Raw genomic sequence first — 21,662 nt, 5'->3', positions numbered from 1 at the left:
AACCCTTCCGATCCTCGACCCGACACCATGAGCCAAGCTTCCGTCTACGCCGAACTGCCCTATGTCCGCTACGAAGGGCCCGACACCCGCAACCCGCTGGCCTATCGCTGGTACGACCCCGAGCGCGTCGTGCTGGGCAAGACCCTGGCCGAGCACCTGAGGCCGGCCGTCTGCTATTGGCACACCTTCTGCTGGGGCGGCCAGGACCCGTTCGCCCTCGGCGACAACCTGTTCCAGCGCCCCTGGTTCAGCGGCGATCCGATGGTCGCCGCGCGGCTGAAGCTGGAGGCCGCCTTCGACTTCTTCGAGCGCCTGGGTCTGCCGTTCTGGTGCTTCCATGACCGCGATGTCGGCCCGGAAGGCACCACGCTGGCCGAGTCCAACCGCCAGCTCGACACCCTGCTCGAACGTGCGGGCGAGCGCATGCAGGCTTCCGGCATCCGGCTGCTGTGGGGCACGGCCAACCTGTTCAGCCATCCGCGCTACATGAGCGGTGCGGCCACCAACCCCGATCCCGAGGTGTTCGCCCATGCGGCGGCCCAGGTCAAGCATGCGCTGGAATGGACGCAGCGCCTGGACGGCGCCAACTACGTGCTGTGGGGTGGCCGCGAGGGCTACGAGACCCTGCTCAACACCAACCTGCGCCGCGAGCTGGACCAGTACGGCCGCTTCCTCGCCGCCGTGGTCGAGCACAAGCACAAGATCGGCTTCACCGGCACGCTGCTGATCGAGCCCAAGCCGCAGGAGCCGACCAAGCACCAGTACGACTACGACAGCGCCACCGTCTATGGCTTCCTGAAGCGCTACGGCCTGGAGAACGAGGTGAAGGTCAACCTGGAGGTCAACCACGCCACGCTGGCCGGCCACAGCTTCGAGCACGAGGTGGCCACCGCCGCGGCGCTGGGCATCCTGGGCTCGATCGACGCCAACCGGGGTGATGAGCAGCTGGGCTGGGATACCGACCAGTTCCCCAACAACCATGTGCAGCTGGTGCCGGCGATGCTGGAGATCATCCGCCACGGAGGTCTGGGCACTGGCGGCATGAACTTCGACGCCAAGGTGCGCCGCCAGAGCATCGATCCGGTCGACCAGCTGGCCGGCCATGTCGGCGGCCTGGACACGCTGGCCCGCGCCTTCCTGTGCGCCGCCGCGCTGCACGAATCCGGCGAACTGGATCGACCGCTGGCCGAGCGCTATGCCGGTTGGAACAGCCCGCTGGGCCACGACATCCTGGCCGGAGCCAGCCTGGACGAACTGGCCCGTCGCGTGCACGAGCAGGGCCTGTCTCCGCGTCCGCGCTCCGGTGCCCAGGAGCAGCTGGAGAACGTCGTCAACCGCTGGGTCTGAGTCGGTCTCGGGCGGTTGACTGGGCCTGGTCGGACCTGGTGATCTGCGTTGATCCAGAATCCTGTGGACTCAACAGAGTCAAGAATGGCAATCCTCTCCCAGGCCGAGACCGACCGATGCATCTTCCAACCGTCAGGCTGTTCCTCGAAGTGGCCGATGCAGGCAGCCTGAGCAAGGTGGCAGCCCGCCGTCAGGTGGTGCAGTCGCATGTCAGCCGCCAGATCACCGAGTTCGAGCAGCAGTGCGGCGGACGGCTGTTCCGGCGCACCGGTCGCGGCGTCGAGCTGACCGAGCTGGGTCGGCGCGCGGTGCCGCGGCTGCGTGCCTGGCTGCACGAGACGGAGTCGCTGGCGCAGGAGCTGAACGCCGCGGCCGGCGAGCCGGCGGGCGACGTGCGGCTGGGCCTGATCCCGTCGGCGGCGCATCCGCTGGCCACGCACCTCTTCGCCCGGCTGCGGGCGAGCCATCCGGGCATCCGGCTCGACATCGCCGAGGCGCAGGGCGCGGAGCTCGACGCGATGCTCGACGCCGGCGCGGTCGATCTGGCGATCCTGTTCCGCTTCCGCCGGCCGAGCGCGGACGAGTCGGCGCTGGAGACGCTGCTGTGCGATGCCGACACCTATCTGGTCTCGGCGCCGGGCGATGCGCTGACGGCGGCGCCGACGCTCGACTTCGCGCGGCTGGCCGGCCTGCCGCTGGTCCTGCCGCGCCGGCCCAGCCACTGGCGCCAGGCGCTCGACGAGACGGCGCGCAGCCTGGGCTTCCGGCTCGACGCGGTGGCGCAGGCCGATTCGCTGACGGTGCAGAAGGCGCTGGTGGCCGCCCATCCGGGCGTCTATTCCATTCTCGGGCCCTACACCATCGCCGAGGAGCTGCGCGACGGCCGGCTGCAGGCCACCCGGCTGGTGCATCCCGACCTGAAGCGCCATGTGACGCTCGCGCTGCCCCGCCAGGGCAAGCTCACGCCGGCCGGGCGGGCAGTCGCGCAGGCCGTCAGGGAGGTGGTGGCCGACTGGGGGCAGCGGCTCACGGCGCCCTGAGCGCGCCTGGTCACTTCAGCGCGCCGAACACCGACCTGAGAATCCTGCTGCCGGTGCCGATCGGATCCTGGCGGATCTTCTTCTCCTCCTCGGCGATCATCGTGTAGACGCCGTCGAGCGCGCGCTCGGTGACATAGCGCTCGATGCTGGCCTGCTGCTCGCCGAGCAGGCCGAGCTTCTGCGCCTGGCCAGCGATGGCGTTGTACTTCTGCGCCAGCGAGACCTGCTGCGTCGCGGCGGTGACGATCGGCAGGAACTTCTCGCCCATCGGCGTGCGGGTGCGCTCGCGGAAGAACTCGGTCGCGGCGGTCTCGCCGCCCTGCAGCACCTGCAGCGCGTCCTTGACGGACATCGACTTGACCGCGCCGACCAGCAGCGACTTCGCCTGCGGCACCGCCTGCTCGGCGGCGCGGTTCATCGCGGTCTCGAGCGCGTCGACGCGCGCGCCCTGGCCGAGCGTGCGCATCAGCTGCGCGGCCTGCTGCAGCCCCTCGGGCAGCGCGATGCGCACCAGCGGGTTGTTCAGGTAGCCGCCGTCGCGGCCGAGCGTGTCGACCGCCACGCCCGCGCCGCGCTCGAGCGCGGCGCGCAGGCCCTGGGCGGCCTCGCCTTCGCCCAGCGCATGGGCAGGGCGCAGCGCGAAGGGCGCCAGGCCGAGCAGGCCCAGCGCCAGCAGCCCGCGGCGGGGCAGACGGGCCGGGGAGATCATCAGGTCGACGGACGACGGGGAGCGGGACATCGCGGCATTCCTCCAGCAGCGGTTCTTCGGCAGAACCCGCCGGAGCGCGGGTTCCTCATCTCAACGGCGGGATGATGCCCCGCGCCGACCGTCGCGGGCGCCGTGCCGGAGTCGGGGACAAGCTGGCGGAAACATTCGTCCGCACCGGGCCGCTCTCCGGCAGCCCGCGCAGCACCTCGTCGGCATCGAGCGAGCCGATCGGGATCGACGCGTCGCGCGGCAGCCGCCCCTGCGCGATCAGGCTCTCGTAGCGCAGCGCGCTGACCCGCAGGAAGGAGCTGAAGTTGCCCACCGCGCCGCGCTCGGCCACCAGCTCGTCGTAGAGCCGCTCGATCAGCTGCACCACGCCCAGACCGTCGCGCCGGGCGATTTCCTCGAGCACCTGCCAGTAGAGGTTCTCCAGCCGCAGGCTGGTGACGACGCCGTGCAGGCGCACCGAGCGGGTGCGGCTGTCGTAGCTGTCCGGATCGGCGCTGACGAAGATGCGGCACATCGCGCGGCCGCTCCGCTCAGAGCGCGATGCGCGTGCCCAGCACCGCCAGGAACTGCGCCAGCCAGGCCGGATGTGCCGGCCAGGCCGGCGCGGTGACCAGGTTGCCGTCGGTGATGGCCTGGTCGACGGGAATGCTGGCGTACTCGGCGCCGGCCAGCTCGACCTCGACCTGGCAGGCCGGGTAGGCCGACAGGCGCCGGCCGCGGATGCGCCCGGTGGCCGCCAGCAGCTGCGCGCCGTGGCAGACGGCGGCCACCGGCTTGGCCGCGTCGAGAAAGTGGCGGGTGATCGCGATCACCTCGGCGTTCATGCGCAGGTACTCCGGCGCGCGCCCGCCCGGAATGACCAGCGCGTCGTAGCGCTCGGCGCGCACGTCGGAGAAGGAGAAGTTCAGCGTGAAGCGGTGGCCCGGCTTCTCGCTGTAGGTCTGCTGGCCCTCGAAGTCGTGGATCGCGGTCATCACGAAGTCGCCGGCGGCCTTGCCCGGGCAGACCGCATGCACCGTGTGCCCGACCGCCTGCAGCGTCTGGAAGGGCACCATCGTCTCGTAGTCCTCGGCGTAGTCGCCGCACAGCATCAGGATCCGGCTCATGTCGCGGGGGCCTCCAGGGGTGTCCGCCCGGTGCGGGCGGGATCGACTGCATTGTTGAGCCCGGCGGCGGTTCGGCGGTAGTAGCCGGATATGCACAGGATTCGGGTTTCCCCGGGCGCATGCGAAGTCCTGTCGTCCTGCCTCGATCCCGCGACAATCGCCCGACCGACGATTCCTCGATCCACTTCCGACCCATGGCCATCACCCGCGTCCTGACCGGCATCACCACCACCGGCACTCCCCATCTCGGCAACTATGTCGGCGCGATCCGCCCGGCCATCGCCGCGAGCCGTCGCGACGGCGTCGAGAGCTTCTTCTTCCTCGCCGACTACCACGCGCTGATCAAGTGCGACGACCCGGCGCGCATCGAGCGCTCGCGCATGGAGCTGGCCGCCACCTGGCTGGCCGCCGGGCTCGACCCCGCGCGCGTCACCTTCTACCGCCAGAGCGACATTCCCGAGATCCCGGAGCTGACCTGGCTGCTGACCTGCGTGACCGCCAAGGGCCAGATGAACCGCGCGCATGCCTACAAGGCCGCGGCGGACGCCAACACGGCCGCCGGCGAGGACACCGACGCCGGCGTGACGATGGGGCTGTACTGCTACCCGATCCTGATGGCGGCCGACATCCTGATGTTCAACGCCCACCAGGTGCCGGTCGGGCGCGACCAGATCCAGCACATCGAGATGGCGCGCGATGTCGCGCAGCGCTTCAACCACCTGTTCGGCGCGGCGAGCGGCCGCGAGTTCTTCGTGCTGCCCGAGGCGGTGATCGAGGAGCAGGTGGCGGTGCTGCCCGGCCTCGACGGCCGCAAGATGAGCAAGAGCTACGACAACACGGTGCCGCTGTTCGCGGGCGGTGCCAAGGCGCTGAAGGAGGCGATCGCGCGCATCGTCACCGACTCGAAGCTGCCGGGCGAGCCCAAGGATCCGGACAGCAGCGCGCTGGTGACGCTGTTCGAGGCCTTCGCGACGCCGGAGCAGGCTGCCGCCTTCCGCGCCGAGCTGGTCGCCGGCCTGGGCTGGGGCGAGGCCAAGCAGCGCCTGTTCGAGCTGATCGACGCCGAGATCGCGCCGATGCGCGCGCGCTACGAGGCGCTGATCGCGCAGCCGGCCGAGCTGGAGGCGCTGCTGATGGCCGGCGCCGCGAAGGCGCGCGCGACGGCCGCGCCGCTGCTGGCCGCACTGCGCGACGCGGTCGGTCTGCGCCGCATGGTCGCCGCGCCGGTCGCGGCCGCCCCGAAGGCCAAGACCGAGAAGGCCGCGCTGCCGGTCTTCAAGCAGTACCGCGAGGCCGACGGCCGGTTCTACTTCAAGCTCGCCGCTGCGGATGGCCGCGTGCTGCTGCAGAGCGCCGCCTTCGCCGGCGGGCGCGAGGCCGGCGAGTGGGTCAAGCGGCTGAAGACCGAAGGCTCGGCCGCGCTGGCCGGTGCGCCGGTCGTGCCGGTCGAGGGGGGGGCGGCCGAGGAGCTGGCGCAGGCGCTGGACGCGCTGCGCGCCGCTGCCGCCGAGTGATGATCCGCATGGAGGGGGGCCATGCGGAATCATTCCTGGAAGGCGGTGCACCGTGAACATGCTGCACCGTGAATTCGGCGAGCCGAGGTTCGGGCGCGCGCTGATCGCGCCCGGGAGCTGGTTCCAGACACTGCCGGCCGCGCTGCAGGCCGAGCTGGCGTGCCGTGCCCGGCCGCTGTTCCTGCAGGCCGGCGAGCGGCTGTGCGCGCGTGGCGATCCGCCCGACGGGCTCTACGGCCTGTCCGACGGCATCCTGCGTGTCGGCAGCACTGGCAATGGGGGCGAGGCGCTGCTGGCGATGGTCCAGCCGCCGCACTGGTTCGGCGAGGTCGGCCTGTTCGACGGTTCGCCGCGCACGCACGATGTGCATGCCGAGACCGATGTCGTTCTGCTGCACCTGCCGCAGATCGTCATGCTGGCGGTGCTCGAGCGCGAGCCCGAGGGCTGGCGACATCTGGGCCGCATGCTGGCCGGCAAGATGCGCAGCGTCTTCGTTTCCTTCGAGCAGATGCAGATGCTGCCGCCGCGCGCCCGGGTGGCCCGTCGGCTGGTGATGATGGCCGCCGATCACCAGGTCGACCGGCCGACGCTGCGCCGCGAACTCACGCTGTCGCAGGAGCAGCTCGCGCGCATGCTGTCGCTGTCGCGCCAGACGGTCAACGAGGTGCTGGCCGGGCTGGAGGCGGATGGACTGATCCGTCGCCGTCGTCGCGTCATCGAGCTTCTGGACCCGGATCGATTGCACAAGGATGGCGCAGAACCGGGAGATGCTTCTGATGAAACTGATGTCAATCCTGTGGATAAGTCTGTGGACAAGGTGTGATCAAGATTGTTGAAAAGCTGTGATCAATTCGGCCCTGCACAGCCGATGGCCAGCTCCAGCGAGCGCAGCCGTGCAGCCGGATCGAAGGTCGCGCCGGTCAGGATGATCTCGTCGGCCTGCGTGCGTTCGACCAGCGCGCGCAGGCCGGAGCGCACCGTGTGCGGTGCGCCGACGATGGCCTCGGCCAGCATCCGGTCGACCTGGCGGCGCTCCTGCGGGCTGCACAGCGCGTCGAAGTCGTCCACCGGCGGCGGCAGCGGGCCGCGCTGGTTGCGCACCATGCCGAGAAAGCGCTGCTGCGTCGAGCTGAACAGGCGCTGCGCCGCCGCATCGCTGTCGGCGACGATCACCTGCGTGCCGACCATCAGATGCGGGTGCGGACAGACCGGCGAGGGGCGGAAGGTGCGGCGGTAGATCTCGGCTGCCTGCTCGAGCAGATCGGGCGCGAAATGCGCCGCGAAGGCGTAGGGCCGGCCCAGCCAGGCCGCCAGCTGCGCGCCGTACAGGCTCGAGCCCAGCAGCCAGACCGGCACCTGCGTGCCCTGGCCCGGCAGTGCGCGCACCGGGGCACCGGGCCGGGCCTCGTCCAGGTAGCCGATCAGCTCGGCCACATCCTCGGGAAAGGCCTCCTCGCCGCGGCTGTCGAGCGAGCGCCGCAGCGCCCGCATCGTCGCGCGGTCGGTGCCGGGCGCGCGGCCCAGGCCCAGCTCGATGCGGCCCGGATGCAGCGTCGCCAGCGTGCCGAACTGCTCGGCCACCACCAGCGGCGCATGGTTGGGCAGCATGATGCCGCCGGCGCCGACCCGGATCGTGCGGGTGTGCGCGGCGATGTGCGCGATCAGCACGGCGGTGGCCGAGCAGGCCAGGCCGTCCATGTTGTGGTGCTCGGCGAGCCAGTAGCGGCGGTAGCCGCAGCGTTCGGCATGGCGGGCGAGCTCGAGCGCCTGCTTCAGCGCGGTAGCGGCGTCGCCGCCCTCGGCGATCGGCACCAGATCGAGCACGGACAGCGGAATCGGTTCGGAGGCTGGGATCATCCCGTCATCTTGCGCCGGATCGCCGCCGGCGTCCGCGCGGCCGCGACATGTCCCCATGACCGATTTGACTGAAACAAAGTTACTCACAGCAACGCCCCGTCGCCCGCTCTGCCCGTGCTGCGCCCGGCCGGTGTCCGCCTGCCTGTGCGATCTGGTGACGCCTGTGGACAACCGCATCGAGGTGCTGATCCTGCAGCATCCGCTGGAGGCTCACGAGGCGAAGAACAGCGTGGCGCTGCTGGCGCTCGGTCTGGCACGGGTGCGGCTCGAGATCGGCGAGCGCTTCGATGCGCAGGCGCTGTCGGAGTGGCTTGGTGCGGGCGCCTGGCTGCTTTATCCACAGACGCCGATGCCGCCGACATCGCCGCAGGCTGTGGAAAACACGAAATTCAGGTTACTTCCCGAGCCGTCTGCAGAGCCTTGTCGGGCGCAGGCTGGCGCGGTGACCCGGCTGGTGGCGCTGGATGCCACCTGGCGCAAGAGCCTGAAGATGCTGCACCTCAACCCGCTGCTGATGGCGCTGCCGCGGCTGGCCCTGCAGGATCTGCCGCCGCCGCGCTACCGTGCGATGCGCCGCGCCCGCCGGGCGGACCAGCTCTCGACGCTGGAGGCGGTCTGCACCGCGCTGGCGCAGCTGGAGCAGGATGCGGCGCGCTACCGGCCGATGCTGGAGGGCTTCGAGCGCTTCATCGCGCGCTGGCAGGCCCGAGCCGCGCGCTGATCTCGCCGAACGCCGGCCGCCGTGCCACCTCCGGCTGCAGGCAGTCCTCGCGCAGCGCGGCAAGGCGGGTGCAGCGGGCATCGGTCGGATCGTCGGCGCGCTGCAGCAGCTCCTCGACCAGCAGCCCGAAGGCGCGCACCTCCAGCCGCTCCAGGCCGGCGCGCAGTCCGGCCTCCTCGGGCAGGAAGCTGGCGGCGCCGAAGTCGCTCAGCAGCGCACGATCCTCGCCGTTCCACAGGATGTTGTGGGCGTAGAGGTCGCCATGCATCAGGCCGACGCGGTGCAGATGGGCGACTGCGGATGCGATCGACGACAGGATTATCCACAGCTTGTCCACAGGCATGGCCAGACCGTCGACATAGACATCGCGACTGCAGGAGGCGAGGCTCGGCGGGCCGGCCAGCGGGCGGAATTCCGGGCCGAGCAGCGGCAGCACCAGCGCCTCGGTGCGCCCCTGCGCATCGGCGACCCGGGCCTCGGCGGCGACGATCGACGCATGGCCGGCAGCGGCCAGGCAGGCGGCCTGTTCGCAGTCGGGCAGGCCGTCGCTGGTCATCGCTGCCTTGAAGCGCTTGAGCGCGACCGGGCGGGCCGGAATCGTCGCATGCTCGTGCAGCCATGCCCTGTGGATAAGTCCGGAAGCACCTTCGCCAAGAAGCTGGTCTTCCTCGATCTGACAAGGGGATAGCGTGGCGATGTCAGGCGATGAAGGTCTGTGGACAAGTCTGTGGATAAATGGATTTCCGGACAGTGCCAGCCAGGCCAGACCAGGGTGTCTGACCAGCCAGTCGGGGACAGTGGAAAAGCGGTTCGCGGCCAGGCGCAGCAGCGCCAGATGCGGGCTGGCGGACAGGTCGGGCAGGGCCGCGAGGCGGTTGCCGGCCAGCATCAGTTTTTCCAGATATGGGCGTTCAGCCAGCGTGTCCGGCAGCTGTGCAATGCGGTTGTCGGTCAGGATCAGCCAGCGCAGCGCCGGCGGCAGCGCTGCGCCGGAAACGGTGTCGATCCGGCAGCCACGGAAGCCGACCATCGAAAGTTGTCCACAGGCTCCGAGCACTTCCGGTAGCGCGGTGAACGGGTTGCCCGAGCCGAAGATCACCCGCAGCCGGTGCAGGCGCGGCAGCTCGGCGGGCAGCGCGCTCAGCCGGTTGTCGCCGAGATCGAGTTCCTCGAGCGTGTCGGCCAGCGCGAAGACCTCTTCGGGCAGTTGCTCGAGACCGCAGCCGCGCAGGTCGAGCCGGCGTGCGCCGGCCAGGTCGCCGCGCCGCAGCGCCGCCAGCGTGGATTCTGGTTTGATCATGTTCAAAGGATTGATCATTTTTTGATTTATTAGCAATTTGTTCACATAACAGGAACAATGGCGGAAACGGGAATTTCTTCATTTGCGGACACACTCGGCCCGTGGATCAGTGCTGTACCTGGCTGACGCGATCAACCTTGCCGTCCTGAGTCCCGGAACTGTTCATGTCTTGTTCTGCTCCCCTGCCCGTCGTGCAGCACGATCATCCCTTGTCATTGCGCTCACTTCGGATTCTCGACACGGTGCCCGAGCCGTATTTCGATGCGCTGACCTGCCTGGCGGCCGATGTCTGCGGCCGACCGGTCGCGCTGCTGGGGCTGCTCGATCCTGAGCAGGATCGCATCTGGTTCAAGTCGGTGCATGGGTTGACGGGGCTGAGTCAGGTGGCTGCCGACCTGTCGCTGTGCGCGATGACAGCCCGCGCCGGTCGTGCCAAGGTGATCGAGGATGTGCACGCGCTGGAACTCAAGCCCTCGTCGGGTGCGAGCGTGCCCGGTCCGCTGATGGCGATGCGGGCTTATGCCGGCGTGCCGCTGCGGCTGTCGGACGGGCAGGTCATCGGCGCCCTCTGCGTCTGTGATCCGCAGCCGGGCCTGCTCGGGGCGCAGGCGCTGTCCTGCCTGGAGCAGATCGCCGCCCAGGCGGCGCGCACGATCGAGCTGCGGGCGCAGGTGCACTGCACCGTCGATGCCTTGCATGACCGCAGCGAACTGCTGCAGGTCACGCTGCATTCGATCGCCGATGCGGTCATCACCACCGATGCTGGTGGCCATGTGCTGTGGATGAATCCGGCGGCCGAACGCATGACCGGCTGGTGTCATGGGGCCGCGCAGGGCCTGCCGGTCGAGGCGGTCTACCAGCCGGTCGACGAGGAGCAGGGCCTGCCGCTCTGCCTGCATCCCCTGCACCGCTGTCTGGCCGAGCGCCGTGCGGTGCGCGGCAGCCAGCCGATGCGGCTGATCTCCCGCAGCGGCGACGAATGCGGCATCGAGGATTCGGCTGCGCCCATCCATGATGCGCAGGGGCGGTTGTCCGGCGTGGTGCTGGTCTTTCATGATGTGACCGAGCAGCGCCGGCTCGACCGCGAGATGCGCTGGCGTGCCAGTCACGATCTGCTGACCGGTCTGCTCAACCGCGGCGAGTTCGACCGGCGCCTGCAGCAGGTGCTGCAGCGTTCGCGCGAGGAGGGCACCCGCCATGCGCTGCTCTATCTCGATCTGGACCAGTTCAAGCTGATCAACGATGCCTGCGGCCACCCGACCGGAGATCGGCTGCTGCTGCAGATCGGCCAGCTGCTGGGCGACTGCGTGCGCCCGGGCGACACGCTGGCGCGTCTGGGCGGTGACGAGTTCGGCGTGCTGCTGGAGCGCTGCGGCATTCATCAGGCGCAGCGTGTCGCGCAGCTGATCTGCGAGCGCATGGAGGAATTCCGCTTCGTGCATGACGGCCGGCGCTTCCGGGTGGGAGCGAGCATCGGCCTGGTGCCGCTGGATGCCCGCTGGCGCCAGGCCGATGCGGTGATGCAGGCCGCCGATTCGGCCTGCTATGTCGCCAAGGAGGCCGGGCGCAACCGGGTCCACCTCTGGTTCGACACCGACGAGACGCTGCGCCGGCACCAGGGTCAGATGCACTGGGCGCGCCGGCTCGAGCAGGCGCTCGACGAGGACCGCTTCGAGCTGCACGCGCAGCGCATCCTGCCGATCGGCCGCCAGGACGGCGGCCTGCACTGCGAGGTGCTGCTGCGGCTGCGTGACGACGACGACGGCGCGCTGGTGCTGCCCGGCCATTTCCTGCCGGCGGCGGAGCGCTTCCAGCTGGCCGCCCGCATCGATCGCTGGGTGGTGCGGCAGGTGTTTGCACAGCTGGACCGGGCGGCCGTCGCCGGGCTGCACCCCGAGCGCGTCGCGGTCAATCTGTCGGGCCAGTCGCTCAGCGACGGGGGCTTTCGCGACTATGTGACCGACCTGGTGCGCGAGGCCCGCTTCGATGTGCAGGTGCTGTGCTTCGAGGTCACCGAGACCGCGGCGATCACCCGGCCGCATGATGCTGCGCGCTTCATGGCGGCGATGCGCGCGCTGGGCATCCGCATCGCGCTGGACGACTTCGGCGCCGGGGCCTCGTCCTTCGGCTATCTGAAGACGCTGCCGGTGGATGTGCTGAAGATCGACGGCCAGTTCATCCGCGAGCTGGGCCGCGATGCGCTGGACCTGGCGACGGTGCGGTGCTTCCGCGACATCGCGCAGGTGGTCGGGATGACGACGGTGGCCGAGTTCGTCGAGGCGCCTGGCGTGCTCGAGCAGCTCCGCGAGCTGGGCATCGACTTTGCCCAGGGCCATCTGCTGCACCGCCCCGAGCCCTTCGCGGCGGTGCTGGGCCAGGCCCTGGCGGGTGCGCTGCTCGACACTGCCCGCTGATGTCCTGATGTCGCGGCCGATCAGCCGCGGCGCGCGCGCACCGCCTCGGCCAGCCTGCGCAGCACCGGCGCGGTCTGCTCGAAGCTGATGCAGGCGTCGGTGATCGACACGCCGTGCTTCAGCGGCTGGCCGGCGACCAGGTCCTGCCGACCTTCTTCCAGGTGGCTCTCGATCATCACGCCGGTGATGCGCTGGTCGCCGGCGGCGATGCGCGCGGCGAGGTCTTCGGCGACCTCGATCTGGCGGCGGTGCTGCTTGCTGCTGTTGGCGTGCGACAGGTCGATCATCACCTGCTCGCGCAGGCCCGAGGCCTTCAGCATCGCGCAGGCGGCGTCGACGTCGGCGGCGCCGTGGTTCGGGCCCTTCGAGCCGCCGCGCAGGATGACATGGCAGTCCTCGTTGCCGCGGGTCTCGAAGACGGCGGCCACGCCCATCTTGGTCATGCCCATGAAGGCGTGCGGCGCGCTGGCGGCCAGGATGGCGTCGGCGGCGATGCGGATGCTGCCGTCGGTGCCGTTCTTGAAGCCGACCGGGCAGCTCAGGCCGGAGGCGAGCTGGCGGTGGCTCTGGCTCTCGGTGGTGCGTGCGCCGATCGCGCCCCAGGAGATCAGCTCGGCGATGTACTGCGGGCTGAGCAGGTCGAGGAACTCGGTGGCCGCCGGCAGGCCGGCGCCGAGGATGTCGAGCAGCAGCGCGCGGGCGCGCTCCAGGCCCTCGTTGATCGCGAAGCTGCCGTCCAGGTGCGGGTCGTTGATGTAGCCCTTCCAGCCCACCGTGGTGCGCGGCTTCTCGAAGTAGACGCGCATCACCACCAGCAGCTCGCCGCGCAGCGCGTCGGCCAGCGGCTTCAGGCGCGCGGCGTATTCCATCGCCTGAGCATGGTCGTGGATCGAGCAGGGCCCGACGACGACGACCAGCCGGTCATCGCGGCCGTGCAGCACGTCGGCGATCTCGCTGCGTGCCTGCTCGACCAGCGCCTGCGCGGTCTCGCCGACCGGCAGCCGCTCGTGCAGCAGCGCCGGCGTGATCAGGGGTCGCACCGCATCGATGCGGGTGTCGTCGATGCGGGTGGTGTCGTGGGTGCTGCGGCGCGAGCCGGCTTCACGGTCGTGGCGGGGATCGTCGAGGGTGTTCATGGCGAGATTGTGCGCGGCCGGGTGCTGCGCTGTCGTGTCCGGACATCGCTGCAGGCGCCACGTCAGGAATCATTGCTCCCATGTGAAGAACGTCGTGATATTTTTCTGATTCATCGATATTTTTCAAATGAGCCGATCCATCGGCCTGACGAGGAGCGCAGCCATGTCCACCCCCCACCCCCGGCGCCTGATCCGTCCTCTGGTACTGCTGCTTGCGCTGGCGTTGTCCGGCTGCGGGGGCGGCGGCGGGGACGACGCGGCCAGCAGTCCGCCGCCGGCTTCGGGTGGCGGCAGCGCGCCGCCGGTCTCCGACCTGGCGCTCTACCAGTACTACGTCAGCACCGACACCGCCGGCTACGGCTGCGCGGTCAACAGCTACTGGCGCGACTGCGACGCCTTCTACAACGGCCTGGCCTATTTCGACACCTACTGCGCGCGCGGCCATGCGCAGAGCTGCCAGTACTCGCAGCTGCTGCAGGGCAACTACATGAGCTATCGGCTGGCGCGCTCGCCGCGCGGCTGAAGACGGCGCCGGGTCGGTGTACTCGGTCAGCGGGCCGCGCTGATCGCGATGCCCCGGAACTGCCCGGCCTGCGCGCTGCCCGCCGGCTTCGGATGGCGCGCCGGGTCGAGCCGGTGCAGCAGCTCGGCCTCCTGCGCCTGGGCGATGGCCTGGTGGCGCTGGCGCACATGGCCGTAGCCGCGGATCGTCGCCGGCACCGCGGCGATCTGCTGCGCCAGCCGGCGCCGTGCCGGCGCGGCGTCCTGGCGCAGCGCCTCGATCAGCGCGTCCACCCGCGCCTCGTAGGCGGCGAGCAGCGCACGCTCGCCGCGGCGCTCGGCGCTGTGGCCGAAGGGATCGAGCCAGCGGCCGCGCAAGATGCGGCCGTGCGCCAGCAGCCGCAGCAGCGGCTGCATCCAGCGCGCGTCGAAGCGGCGCTTCCTCGTGCCCAGCCACGGCGGCGCGAGGTGGAATTCCAGCCGCCAGTCGCCCTCGTACTGCGCCTTCAGGCTGTCGACGAAGGCCGGGTCGCTCAGCAGCCGCGCGACCTCGTATTCGTCCTTCACGCTCATCAGGCGCAGCAGCTGGGTGGCGATGGTGCGGGTGAGGGGCAAGGGCAGGGCGGCGGCGGGTGGGTTCCCGCCTTCGCGGGAATGACGGAGCGGGTCGTCCGGAGGGTTTGGCGGCGACGACAGCGGGGGCAGCGCGGCCTCGAAGGCGCGCACCTGCTCGACGCGTTCGCGCCAGCGTGCGGCCCAGGCGGCGTTCTGGTAGGCGCGCAGGTGCGCGGTGCCGCGGGCGATCAGCGCGTCGAGCGTCTCGGCCGGGGCGGGCGCGTCGGCGGCGGTGCCGAGCAGCGCGCGGCAGCCCTCGGCGTCGCCTGCGGCCAGCCGGCCGAGCGCGAAGGCGGCCCGGTTGGCCTCGACCGCCACGCCGTTGAGTTCGATCGCGCGTTCCAGCGCGGCGCGGCCGACGGGCACCAGCCCGCGCTGCCAGGCAAAGCCGAGTGCGACGATGTTGGAGACGATCGCGTCGCCGAGAAAGCCTTCGGCGAGCTGCTGCGCGTCGAGCGTGTCGACCCGGTCGTCGCCTGCGGCCAGCGTCAGCCGGCGGCGCAGGTCGTCGACCGGCACGCGTGCGTCGGGCTGCTGCATCGTCGAGGCCACCGGCGCCTCGTGCAGATTGGCCACCACCCGGGTGCGGCCATGGCGCAGCGTCTGCAGCGCCTCGGGCGAGGCGCCGACCACCAGATCGCAGGCCAGCAGCGCGTCGGCCTGCTGCGCGTCGATGCGCACCTGATGCAGCACCTCCGGACGGTCGGCCAGGCGCACGAAGCTCAGCACCGCGCCGCCCTTCTGCGCGAAGCCCATGAAGTCGAGCACGCTGGCCGCACGTCCCTCCAGATGCGCGGCCATCGCGATCAGCATGCCGACGGTGATGACGCCGGTGCCGCCGACCCCGGTGACCAGCAGGTCCCAGGGCGCGTCGCCGAGCGTGTCGGGCATGGCCGGTGCGGGCAGCGCGTCGACCCGGCGGCGGAAGTCGCTGCCGGCGCCGGTCGCGTCGCCCAGCGCGCCGCGCCGCCGCCGGGGCGTGGCGCCCACCAGGCCGACGAAGCTCGGGCAGAAGCCCTGGGCGCAGGACTCGTCGAGGTTGCAGGCCGAGGCGTCGATGCGGCGCTTGCGGCCCATCGGCGTGTCGATCGGCTGCACCGCGACGCAGTTGGACTGCGCGCTGCAGTCGCCGCAGCCCTCGCAGACGCCGGGGTGGATGTGCAGCCGGCGCGGCGGCGTCGCCAGTTCGCCCTTGCGGCGCCGGCGGCGCTTCTCGGCGGCGCAGGTCTGCTCGTAGATCAGCACCGTCACGCCTTTCGTGGCGCGCAGCTCGCGCTGCACCGCGTCGAGCGCGTCGCGGTCGTGGAAGGTGGTGCCGGCGGGAAAGCGCTCGCGCTGGCCGTCGTACCGGCCGATGTCGTCGCTGAGCAGCGCGATGCGCACCACGCCCTCGGCCTCGACCTGGCGGGCGATGCGGTCCGGGCTGGTCACGCCGTCGACCGGCTGGCCGCCGGTCATCGCCACCGCGTCGTTGAACAGGATCTTGTAGGTGAGCGTCGCTTTCGCCGCCACCGCCTGCCGGATAGCGAGGTAGCCGGAGTGGTAGTAGGTGCCGTCGCCGAGGTTCTGGAAGACATGCGGCTCGCGGGTGAACATCGCGTGCGAGACCCAGTCGACGCCCTCGCCGCCCATCTGGATCAGGCCCTCGGTGTCGCGGTCCATCCAGCTCGCCATGAAATGGCAGCCGATGCCGGCCTGCGCGCGCGAGCCCTCGGGCACCTTCGTCGAGAGGTTGTGCGGGCAGCCGGCGCAGAACCAGGGCGCGCGCCGCGGCGCCTCGGGGGCGCCGGCGGGCAGGCGCGGCATGGTGAAATCGACGACGAGGGTGCGGCGGTCCAGCCGCGCGTCATGCGCCGCCAGCCAGGCCGCGACCGGCTCGATCAGCCGGGAGGGGCGCAGCTCGCCCAGCTCGCTCAGCAGCGGCGTGCCGCTGCGGTCGTGCTTGCCGAGCAGCGCCGGCCGGGCGTCGGCGGGCGCGGCGTAGAGCAGCTCGCGCAGCTGTTCCTCGACGATCGGCGCCTTCTCCTCGATGACCAGGATTTCGCGCAGGCCGTGCGCGAAGGCGCGCAGCCGCGTGGGCTCGACCGGCCAGCTCAGGCCGACCTTGTAGAGCCGCACGCCGGCTGCGGCGAGCTGCACCGGCGACAGCTCGAGTCGGCGCAGCACCTCCATCAGGTCCGCATGGGCCTTGCCGACGGTGACGATGCCGACCGTGGCCTGCGCCGACTCGATCACCATCCGGTCGACCGGATTGACGCGCGCGAAGGCGCGCACCGCGTCGAGCTTGGCGTGCAGGCGCTGCTCGATCGCCAGCGAGGGCAGGTCGGGCCAGCGGTAGTGCAGGCCGTCGGCCGGCGGCGCGAAGCCGGTTCGCGCTCGCACCGTGTCGGCGTCATGCCAGCGCGCCGCCGCGCGGGCGATCGCGTCCAGGTCGACGGTGGCGCTGCTCTCGATCACCTCCGAGAGCGCGGTCATGCCGACCCAGGCGCCCGAGAAGCGCGACAGCGCCCAGCCGTGCAGGCCGAACTCGATCAGCTCGGCGATGCTGGACGGCGACAGCACCGGCATCTTCCAGGCCTGGAAGACGCGGTCGCTCTGGTGCGGCATCGATGAGGACACGCAGCCGTGGTCGTCGCCGGCCACCACCAGCACGCCGCCGTGCGGCGAGGCGCCGTAGGCGTTGCCGTGGTGCAGCGCGTCGCCGGCGCGGTCCACGCCGGGCCCCTTGCCGTACCAGAGCGCGAACACGCCTTCGACCTCGCGCTGCGGATCGGCTTCGACGCGCTGCGTGCCCAGCACCGCGGTGGCGGCCAGCTCCTCGTTGATCGCCGGCAGGAAGCGCACGCCGGCCGCCTCATAGGCGGCCTTCGCCTTCCAGACCTGCTGGTCGACCTGGCCGAGCGGCGAGCCGCGGTAGCCGCTGACGAAGCCGGCGCTGTCCAGGCCGCGTGCGGCGTCCGCGGCGCGCTGCATCAGCGGCAGCCGCACCAGCGCCTGCGTGCCGCTGAGCAGCACCGTGCCGCCGCGCGCCAGCAGCGCGTCCTCCAGCCTGACCTCGGGGCGCAGCAGCGTGTGTGCGGGCAAAGGGGCGTTCATCTGTGTCTCCGGTTCTTGTCCTGATGCCGGATGACTCTAGGGATCGATGCCGGTAGCGTCGTTCTTTCGTTTCGCGCAGGATCGCCGATTCGAGAACAGGCATTCCGATTGCTGCGGAGAGCGATGAATGGACAGTCCGGATCAGCCCGACAGGCTGGATCGGCGCGACGCGCTGATCCTCAACGAGCTGCAGCGCGACTCGCGCCAGTCGGTGGCGCAGATCGCCGAGCGGGTCGGCATGTCCTCGACCTCGTGCTGGAAGCGGCTGCGCGAGCTGGAGGCGCGCGGCGTGGTCACCGGCTACACCGTCACCGTCGACCGCGAGAAGGCGGGGCTGTCGCTGTGCGTGATCGCCGAGGTCAATCTGGCGCCGCACACCGAGGAGACGGTGCAGCGCTTCGAGCGTGCGGTGGCCGCCTGCCCGCAGATCGTCAGCGGCTACAGCACCACCGGCCAGAGCGACTATGTGCTGCGGGTGCTGGTGTCGGACATCAAGACCTACGAGCGCTTCCTGCACGACACCATGTTCCGCCTGCCCGGCGTGACCCATGTGCGCTCGAGCGTGGTGCTGCGCGAGATCAAGGCGCAGGCGCGGCTGCCGGTGGCGGTGCCGGCGGCCTGAAGCGTGCAAGCGTGCAAGTGCCGGGGCGCCTCAGCTGCTCTCGCGCACCACCAGCTCGAAGCCGACGTCGACGCAGCGCTCCGGGGGCGTGCCGCCGCGCATCAGCGTCAGCAGCATCTGCGCGGCGCGCTGGCCGATCTCGCCGCGCGGCGTGCGCACCGTGGTCAGCGCCGGCACCATCTGGTCGCTGCCGGTCAGGTCGTTGAAACCGACGATGGCCAGCCGCTTCGGCACCGCCAGCCGCAGCCGCTGCGCCGCCAGCAGCGCGCCCTGCGCCAGGTCGTCGTTGCAGAAGAAGATCGCGTCGACCGCCGGCTTCATCGCCAGGATCTGCTCGAGCAGCCGGGCGCCCAGCGCCATCGATGACGGCGCCGGATTGAGCCACTCCAGCCGCGCGTCATGCAGGCCGGCCTCGCCCAGCGCCTCGCGCCAGCCCTCCAGGCGCTGCAGCGTGCGCGCGTCGAGCTGCGCGCCGGCAAAGGCGATGCGCCGGCGCCCGCGCTCGATCAGGTGGCGCACCACCGCCGCGCCGGCCGCCTTCTGCGAGAAGCCGACGCTGTGCACGCCGGGCGCGTCGATCGTCTCCATGACATGCACGCAGGGCACGCCGCTGGCGTCGATCAGCGCCTGCGCGGCCGGGCTGTGACTGCGGCCGGTGACGATCAGGCCGGCCGGGCGGTGCATCAGCTGCTCGCGCAGCAGCTGCTCCTCCTCGGACGGGTTGTAGTGGGTGATGCCGATCAGCGCCTGGTAGCCGGCCGGGCGCAGCGTGTGCTGCAGCGCCTCGATCAGGTCGACGAAGAGCGTGTTCGACAGCAGCGGAATCAGCACCGCGACATGCGTGCCGCGCTGCGAGGCCAGCGCGCGTGCAGCCGGGTCGGGCACATAGCCCAGGCGGGTGGCCGCCGCGCGCACCCGCTCGACCAGCTCCGGGTCGACCGCACGCTCGCCGCGCAGTGCGCGCGAGACGGTGATCGGGCTGACGCCCGCGGCCTGGGCGACATCGGCCAGCGTGACCCGCCCGGTGGCGCGGCGGCGGGCGGAGGCGCGGGGATCGGAATTCATGCGGCAGGCAGGATCAGGGTTAGCACGGATGCGAAGTGTGGCATGGCGTTTCTAGGATAGCGCTGTCCAATAAAGGCGGCAGACGGGTTCTCCCTGAGCGCCTTTTTGTTTTTCCAGTTCGGATAGCGCTGTCCAAGATGCGATCCGGACTGTGACCCGAAACACGAGATTCGAACGGTTCCTTCCCGATGACCGATTCCCGACATCGCACCTTTGTCGTCATGGGCGTGGCCGGCTGCGGCAAGTCCAGCCTGGGCGCGGCGCTGGCCGCGGCGCTGGCGCTGCCGCTGATCGAGGGCGACGACCACCACAGCGTCGAGAGCCGCGCCAAGATGAGCCGGGGCATCGCGCTGGATGACGCCGACCGCGCCGGCTGGCTCGACCGGCTCGGGGCCGAACTGGGACGCCATGCGGCGCAGGAGGGTGGCGCGGTGCTGAGCTGCTCGGCGCTGAAGCGCGCCTACCGCGACCGGCTGCGTGCGGCCTGTCCGGGCCTGCGCTTCGTCTTTCTCGAGCTGGACCGCGACGAGGCGCTGCGCCGGGTGGCGTCGCGTGCGACGCATTTCTTCTCCAGCAGCCTGGTCGACAGCCAGTTCGCCACGCTGGAGCGGCCCGACCCCGCGCTGGAGCCCGACGTGCTGAGGCTGTCGGCCACGCAGCCGCTCGATGAGCTGTGCGCGGCAGTCGTCGCGGCCCCGATTTCTGCCGATGGAGTCTGCCCATGAGCCTGTCTCCGACCTCGAACACGTCTTCCCCGCTGCCGCTGCCGCTGCGTCTGGCGCAGTGGGCGGTGGCGGCCTGCCTGGCGGTGATGTCGCTGGCGGTCTTCCTGAACGTGGTGCTGCGCTACGGCTTCGGCAGCGGCATCGCGGCCAGCGAGGAACTCTCGCGGCTGCTCTTCGTCTGGATGGTCTTCATCGGGGCGGCGGCGGCCTATCCGCGTGGCGAGCACATGGCCTTCACCAGCCTGGTGGCGATGCTGGCCGGGCGGCCGCTGGCCCTGCGCCTGGCCACCGCGCTGATCCGGCTGCTGGTGCTGCTGGCCGCCGTGCTGCTGGGCTGGGGCGCGTGGCAGCAGGTGGCGGTGGGCTGGGGCAGCCATTCGGCGGTGATGGGTTATCCGCTGGCGCTGCTGCCGCTGCCGGCGCTGCTGTGCTCGGCGGTGATCGGCGTCTGTGCGCTGGTCGAGCTGCTGCGCGGCACGCCGCTGCACCTCGGCCACGCGGCCGACATCGAATGAGCGCCCGCGCGTCAAGGATCACGTGATGGACTTTCTCGGACTCACGCCGGAGGCGCAGGCCTTCGTCGTCTTCTGCGTCGGCATGCTGGTGCTGATGGGCATCGGCATGAACATGGGCCTGGCGCTGGTGCTGACCGGCGCCGGCATGGCCTGGGTGCTGGGCTTCTGGGACGCGCAGCTGCTGGCGCAGAACCTGGTGGGCGGCGTCGACAGCTTCGCGCTGCTGGCGGTGCCCTTCTTCGTGCTGGCCGGCGAGCTGATGAATGCCGGCGGCATCAGCCGTCGCATCATCGACATGGCGCAGGCCTGGGTCGGGCATGTGCGCGGTGGCCTGGGCTATGTGGCGATCGGCGCGGCGGTGCTGATGGCTTCGATGAGCGGCTCGGCGCTGGCCGACACCGCGGCCCTGGCCACCATCCTGCTGCCGATGATGCGTGACCGCGGCTATCCGCTGCCCACCTCGGGCGGTCTGCTGGCCTCCGGCGGCATCATCGCGCCGATCATTCCGCCGTCGATGCCCTTCGTGATCTACGGCGTGACCACCAACACCTCGATCTCGGCGTTGTTCCTGTCGGGCATCGTGCCGGGACTGATCATGGGTGCGGGCCTGATCCTGGCCTGGCGCTGGGTGCTGCGCGGCATCGAGCTGCCGGCCGACCCGAAGGTGCCGCTGGCCGAGCGCCTGAAGATCACCGGCCGCGCCTTCTGGGCGCTGCTGATGCCGCTGATCATCATCGGCGGCATGAAGAGCGGCGTGTTCACGCCGACCGAGGCGGCGGTGGTGGCGGCGATGTACGCGCTGGTGGTGGCGCTGTTCATCCACCGCGAGATGCGTCTGGCCGAGCTGCTGCCGGTGCTGGTCAACGCCGGGCGCACCACTGCGGTGGTGATGTTCCTGTGCGCCGGCGCGCAGGTGGCCAGCTACATGATCACGCTGGCCGATCTGCCGGGCGTGCTGACCGGCTGGCTGGGTGGCCTGGTCGAGAGTCCGCGGCTGCTGATGGCGGTGATGATGATCGTCCTGGTGCTGATCGGCACCGCGCTGGATCTGACGCCCACCATCCTGATCTTCGCGCCGGTGATGCTGCCGATCGCGGTCAAGGCCGGCATCGACCCGGTCTACTTCGGCCTGATGTTCGTGCTCAACGGCGCCATCGGCCTGATCACGCCGCCGGTGGGCACGGTGCTCAATGTCGTGGCCGGGGTGGGGCGCATGCCGCTGGCGCAGGTGATCCGGGGCGTCAATCCCTTCCTGATCACCTATGCGCTGATCCTGGCCCTGTTCGTGGTCTTCCCGCAGATCGTCACCGCGCCGCTGGTGTGGATGCGCTGATCGCTTCTGCCCCCCCTGATCCTGTCCCTGACCTTGT

At 70.8% G+C, this 21,662-nt stretch carries 19 protein-coding genes; 11 read left to right on the top strand and 8 right to left on the bottom strand.

Features of this window, described 5'->3' with window-relative positions; genetic code table 11:
* The first annotated feature begins 27 nt into the window (after nt 1–27).
* Entirely contained in the window at nt 28–1,347 is a 1,320-nt protein-coding gene (xylA, locus tag HZU84_RS04575; RefSeq protein ID WP_149505016.1) for a xylose isomerase, read from the top strand.
* A gap of 116 nt (nt 1,348–1,463) precedes the next feature.
* A complete protein-coding gene (locus HZU84_RS04570) occupies nt 1,464–2,387 on the top strand; it encodes a LysR family transcriptional regulator (RefSeq protein ID WP_149505017.1) in 924 nt (307 codons plus the stop codon).
* Between the two features lie 10 nt (nt 2,388–2,397).
* Here the strand turns inward: HZU84_RS04570 and HZU84_RS04565 are convergent, their stop codons facing one another.
* From HZU84_RS04565 to HZU84_RS04555, 3 genes are read right to left on the bottom strand one after another with little or no spacing between them, the layout of a single operon-like run.
* A complete protein-coding gene (locus HZU84_RS04565) occupies nt 2,398–3,126 on the bottom strand; it encodes a DUF4197 domain-containing protein (RefSeq protein WP_244954367.1) in 729 nt (242 codons plus the stop codon).
* A gap of 55 nt (nt 3,127–3,181) precedes the next feature.
* Nucleotides 3,182–3,619, bottom strand: a complete 438-nt coding sequence (locus HZU84_RS04560) for a ribbon-helix-helix domain-containing protein (RefSeq protein WP_149505018.1) — start codon at nt 3,617–3,619, stop codon at nt 3,182–3,184.
* Nucleotides 3,620–3,635: 16 nt separating this feature from the next.
* Complete coding sequence (locus tag HZU84_RS04555) at nt 3,636–4,211, bottom strand: DJ-1/PfpI family protein (RefSeq protein ID WP_149505019.1); 576 nt, start codon at nt 4,209–4,211, stop codon at nt 3,636–3,638.
* 194 nt (nt 4,212–4,405) lie between these two features.
* On the opposite strand from HZU84_RS04555, the gene HZU84_RS04550 reads away from it, so the two are divergent.
* Nucleotides 4,406–5,725, top strand: coding sequence for a tryptophan--tRNA ligase (locus tag HZU84_RS04550; RefSeq protein ID WP_149505020.1), 1,320 nt, complete (start codon nt 4,406–4,408; stop codon nt 5,723–5,725).
* Between the two features lie 58 nt (nt 5,726–5,783).
* Nucleotides 5,784–6,548: a Crp/Fnr family transcriptional regulator gene (locus tag HZU84_RS04545; protein ID WP_149505413.1), complete on the top strand. Its 765-nt coding sequence runs from the start codon at nt 5,784–5,786 to the stop codon at nt 6,546–6,548.
* A gap of 23 nt (nt 6,549–6,571) precedes the next feature.
* Here the strand turns inward: HZU84_RS04545 and HZU84_RS04540 are convergent, their stop codons facing one another.
* The gene (locus tag HZU84_RS04540; protein ID WP_149505021.1) at nt 6,572–7,582 is read right to left on the bottom strand and encodes an LLM class flavin-dependent oxidoreductase; all 1,011 of its coding nucleotides are present in this window, start codon (nt 7,580–7,582) and stop codon (nt 6,572–6,574) included.
* Between the two features lie 130 nt (nt 7,583–7,712).
* Here HZU84_RS04540 and HZU84_RS04535 point away from each other — a divergent pair, with 130 nt between their 5' ends.
* Complete coding sequence (locus tag HZU84_RS04535; RefSeq protein WP_244954368.1) at nt 7,713–8,303, top strand: tRNA-uridine aminocarboxypropyltransferase; 591 nt, start codon at nt 7,713–7,715, stop codon at nt 8,301–8,303.
* On the opposite strand, the gene HZU84_RS04530 is transcribed toward HZU84_RS04535, so the two are convergent.
* Nucleotides 8,269–9,603: a leucine-rich repeat-containing protein kinase family protein gene (locus HZU84_RS04530; RefSeq protein ID WP_149505023.1), complete on the bottom strand. Its 1,335-nt coding sequence runs from the start codon at nt 9,601–9,603 to the stop codon at nt 8,269–8,271. The two genes, HZU84_RS04535 and HZU84_RS04530, sit on opposite strands and share 35 nt — an antisense overlap.
* A 209-nt stretch (nt 9,604–9,812) precedes the next feature.
* Between HZU84_RS04530 and HZU84_RS04520 the strand changes: the two genes are divergently transcribed.
* Nucleotides 9,813–12,017: an EAL domain-containing protein gene (locus tag HZU84_RS04520; RefSeq protein ID WP_244954369.1), complete on the top strand. Its 2,205-nt coding sequence runs from the start codon at nt 9,813–9,815 to the stop codon at nt 12,015–12,017.
* Between the two features lie 20 nt (nt 12,018–12,037).
* Here HZU84_RS04520 and HZU84_RS04515 read toward each other — a convergent pair whose 3' ends face one another.
* Nucleotides 12,038–13,153 carry a 3-deoxy-7-phosphoheptulonate synthase gene (locus HZU84_RS04515; protein ID WP_149505025.1) on the bottom strand — a complete coding sequence of 372 codons (1,116 nt, stop codon included), beginning with the start codon at nt 13,151–13,153 and terminating at the stop codon, nt 12,038–12,040.
* A gap of 163 nt (nt 13,154–13,316) precedes the next feature.
* Between HZU84_RS04515 and HZU84_RS04510 the strand changes: the two genes are divergently transcribed.
* Nucleotides 13,317–13,676 carry a hypothetical protein gene (locus HZU84_RS04510; protein ID WP_149505026.1) on the top strand — a complete coding sequence of 120 codons (360 nt, stop codon included), beginning with the start codon at nt 13,317–13,319 and terminating at the stop codon, nt 13,674–13,676.
* A gap of 26 nt (nt 13,677–13,702) precedes the next feature.
* On the opposite strand, the gene HZU84_RS04505 is transcribed toward HZU84_RS04510, so the two are convergent.
* A complete protein-coding gene (locus HZU84_RS04505) occupies nt 13,703–17,365 on the bottom strand; it encodes an indolepyruvate ferredoxin oxidoreductase family protein (RefSeq protein WP_149505027.1) in 3,663 nt (1,220 codons plus the stop codon).
* 127 nt (nt 17,366–17,492) lie between these two features.
* Between HZU84_RS04505 and HZU84_RS04500 the strand changes: the two genes are divergently transcribed.
* Nucleotides 17,493–17,987 carry an Lrp/AsnC family transcriptional regulator gene (locus HZU84_RS04500; RefSeq protein WP_149505028.1) on the top strand — a complete coding sequence of 165 codons (495 nt, stop codon included), beginning with the start codon at nt 17,493–17,495 and terminating at the stop codon, nt 17,985–17,987.
* 30 nt (nt 17,988–18,017) lie between these two features.
* On the opposite strand, the gene gntR is transcribed toward HZU84_RS04500, so the two are convergent.
* Nucleotides 18,018–19,052 carry an HTH-type transcriptional regulator GntR gene (gene gntR, locus HZU84_RS04495; protein WP_149505029.1) on the bottom strand — a complete coding sequence of 345 codons (1,035 nt, stop codon included), beginning with the start codon at nt 19,050–19,052 and terminating at the stop codon, nt 18,018–18,020.
* Between the two features lie 188 nt (nt 19,053–19,240).
* Between gntR and HZU84_RS04490 the strand changes: the two genes are divergently transcribed.
* Genes HZU84_RS04490 through HZU84_RS04480 form a run of 3 tightly spaced genes read left to right on the top strand, consistent with a single transcriptional unit; the run spans nt 19,241 to nt 21,625 of the window.
* Nucleotides 19,241–19,777 (top strand): gluconokinase, encoded by a 537-nt coding sequence (locus HZU84_RS04490; RefSeq protein ID WP_244954370.1) that lies wholly within the window; start codon nt 19,241–19,243, stop codon nt 19,775–19,777.
* Nucleotides 19,774–20,292 (top strand): TRAP transporter small permease subunit, encoded by a 519-nt coding sequence (locus tag HZU84_RS04485; protein WP_149505030.1) that lies wholly within the window; start codon nt 19,774–19,776, stop codon nt 20,290–20,292. The genes HZU84_RS04490 and HZU84_RS04485 overlap by 4 nt, the downstream gene beginning before the upstream one ends.
* Nucleotides 20,293–20,317: 25 nt before the next feature.
* Nucleotides 20,318–21,625, top strand: coding sequence for a TRAP transporter large permease (locus tag HZU84_RS04480; protein ID WP_149505031.1), 1,308 nt, complete (start codon nt 20,318–20,320; stop codon nt 21,623–21,625).
* The last annotated feature ends 37 nt before the right edge of the window (nt 21,626–21,662 follow it).

It is taken from the genome of Sphaerotilus sulfidivorans, assembly GCF_013426975.1.
Classification (GTDB): Bacteria; Pseudomonadota; Gammaproteobacteria; order Burkholderiales; family Burkholderiaceae_C; genus Sphaerotilus; species Sphaerotilus sulfidivorans.
The sequence above is the reverse complement of the archived record's forward strand: the minus strand, read 5'-3'. Positions and strand labels throughout refer to the sequence as shown.